Annotated in this window: 3 protein-coding genes and 2 pseudogenes; all 5 read right to left on the bottom strand. The window is 34.5% G+C overall.

The genetic code is table 11. The features are described 5' to 3' along the window. Nucleotides 1-74, bottom strand: a pseudogene (locus tag AB2B47_RS08670) (DUF389 domain-containing protein); the annotation flags it as partial. Then, nucleotides 71-394, bottom strand: a complete 324-nt coding sequence (locus AB2B47_RS08535; RefSeq protein ID WP_001253404.1) for a potassium channel family protein — start codon at nt 392-394, stop codon at nt 71-73. The gene AB2B47_RS08535 and the pseudogene AB2B47_RS08670, both read right to left, overlap by 4 nt. A gap of 13 nt (nt 395-407) precedes the next feature. Beyond that, a complete protein-coding gene (locus tag AB2B47_RS08530; protein WP_320694117.1) occupies nt 408-749 on the bottom strand; it encodes a hypothetical protein in 342 nt (113 codons plus the stop codon). Further along, nucleotides 674-976, bottom strand: a complete 303-nt coding sequence (locus AB2B47_RS08525; RefSeq protein ID WP_080976003.1) for a TMEM175 family protein — start codon at nt 974-976, stop codon at nt 674-676. The genes AB2B47_RS08530 and AB2B47_RS08525 overlap by 76 nt, the downstream gene beginning before the upstream one ends. A gap of 836 nt (nt 977-1812) precedes the next feature. Further along, nucleotides 1813-2330: pseudogene (locus AB2B47_RS08520) on the bottom strand (TIGR00341 family protein); the annotation flags it as partial.

Below are 2330 nucleotides of genomic sequence, written 5' to 3'. Positions count from 1 at the left end.
GTATCTCTCAATCGAACATGAAGGTCATCGTATAATTTCTCACGGTATTCCCGTGTTGAATAATTGGCAGTCATTTGTCCTCTCCTCTTTCCTTATTTAAATCGGTATAATAATTAATAATAACAGCTGATAAACAGCCAAAAAATATGAGCCCATAAATCGTCAAGAAGACACTGGTAATCCTTCCAATCAAGGTCACAGCTAGGAGATCCCCGTAGCCGACAGTCGTCGAAGTCACAAAAGCATACCAAAGACCGTCTCCGTAATTTGTGATAGCAGGTTCAACTAGGAAAAGCACGCCTCCTGACCCAAAAACAAAGGTCACAAAACTCAGAGCAAACCGAGTAAAACCCGTAACCTGTATAATATGCCATAACATTTTTAAACGTCTCATTTGTTCTCCTTATTCATACTAGCTCCTGACCGAGCCGTTTTTTCCAATAATCAAAGTGAAGATAGGACATGATCTCCATCAGAGAAAGATAGACAAACTGATAGATCTGATTTAAGCTGATTATCAACTGATATTGTTTGAAAAATGACTGGAAGAAAGAACAGATATGACTGTCTTGAATCAGTCCCTTCTTAACATCAGACAGGATATTAGCTAAAGCTCCCAAGGACTGAAACGGTAAATCCTTGACATTTATATAGATCCGGTCCACCACATCATTCAGACTGGTATCTTGGATGGCATGAAATTCTCCAAAGAGAACTCCTGCCGCTCCAAGAGTAGAAACAAATTCCACCAAATAATTTCTGAGGAAATTTTCTCAACCTTTTCCCATAATGTGTTTAGTGCCATCCATAACGATCCCAACCAGAAAAAGGAAAGAAAACAAGCAAAGAAATTTTGCCGTAAATCCCAAAAAGCTTTAAGACTTGGTGTTGTTGGTTTTTCTAACTCTAAAATCAAGATGGTCATAATAATTGCTAGAACAGCATCTGTCAATACAATTAATCTGTCTTTCTTCATCGGATTGCATCCCCTTTCTTTTTTGTAACATTCTATCTTATCGCATAATATTGGATATTCTTTCATAATCCGACTACAAACAAAAATAAACCAAAAAGTCTGTCCCTATTATGCTATATTTAACTCTAGAAGTATTCATCCATCTAATTAATAAATATATCATATTTCACAATAAATGACTACTATCAAAGATACATTTTCTTTCAAATTCCTCCCTTTTCACTTCATCATTTAGTGTTGCTTAGATTTATCAAAAACAACCAAATTTGTATTAATTTCAAGTATCACCTAGTTACAAAAATTTGGGGTGAACAGAAAAAGCATCCCGTATTTTTGATACGAAATGCTTTCAATAAGTTTAAATAAGTTTTAACGTTTACTAAATTGTGATGCTTTACGAGCTTTTTTCAAGCCTGGTTTGGAAAGTATGAATTTCAGTTGGACTAAAAACAGCGTAATATCAAGACTTTTCTCCGCTTTTATAAAAGCGTTTTTCCAATCAAATTCAACTAATTTTATCTAAATGGTGTGGATTTTACCCCCAAAATTACAGAGAATGGAGCTGATAAACACTAAACGTTCACACCATTAGTTAAATGATTTTTTTCATCATTTTTCTTAGATGATAGAACTTCTAATTTATTTCTTATTCAAGCAAAAACAACCTGCTATAAGTAAGAAAGAGGAAGATACAAGAAAAACACGGCGTAAAAACCGATTCAGTTCATTGNGAACTTCTAATTTATTTCTTATTCAAGCAAAAACAACCTGCTATAAGTAAGAAAGAGGAAGATACAAGAAAAACACGGCGTAAAAACCGATTCAGTTCATTGTCCTCAATCCTTGTCTGCCTCAATTTCTTTTACGATGTCATCTTGTGAATCTTTTTCAGAGAGTTTTTGATCGATATACTTGTCAATGTTTTCGTAAAATTCCTTGATCGTCTCACTATCTAATTTTGTCGAATTGTTGAATTGCTTGACTTTCAATTGAACAGATTGAATACCGTAAGAGGCTTGTTTTTGGTGGAGTGTTTCTAATTCTTCTTCTGAAATCGGATCTCCAACAACCGTCAAGACCAATTCATTGTTACTTGACTTGTAGACTTGATTAATAACCGTATAATTGGCGAACTCATTTTCTACAAACTGTTTGATCCCTTCTTTTCGCGCTTGATCCATCGTCAGAGTGACTGCTGAATAGCTGGCTGGAAGGACCAATAATACAATCAAGGATATCAACCCAATTTTCATTTTAATGTTTAGCTCATTAAATGAACTTAAGGGAGATTTTCTCATAAAAATTCTTGTTCCAACAATGTTGATTAGCATGATAAAGACACAGTTGATCAAGA

It is taken from the genome of Streptococcus wuxiensis, assembly GCF_040888245.1.
GTDB lineage: Bacteria > Bacillota > Bacilli > Lactobacillales > Streptococcaceae > Streptococcus > Streptococcus wuxiensis.
Note: the sequence above shows the minus strand (reverse complement) of the source record. Positions and strands in the feature narration are given on the sequence as shown.

Bases quoted from the DNA above. Each gene is read 5' to 3' on its own strand.
- AB2B47_RS08525 (WP_080976003.1), bottom strand. From the start codon at position 976: ATGAAGAAAGACAGATTAATTGTATTGACAGATGCTGTTCTAGCAATT.
- AB2B47_RS08535 (WP_001253404.1), bottom strand. From the start codon at position 394: ATGAGACGTTTAAAAATGTTATGGCATATTATACAGGTTACGGGTTTT.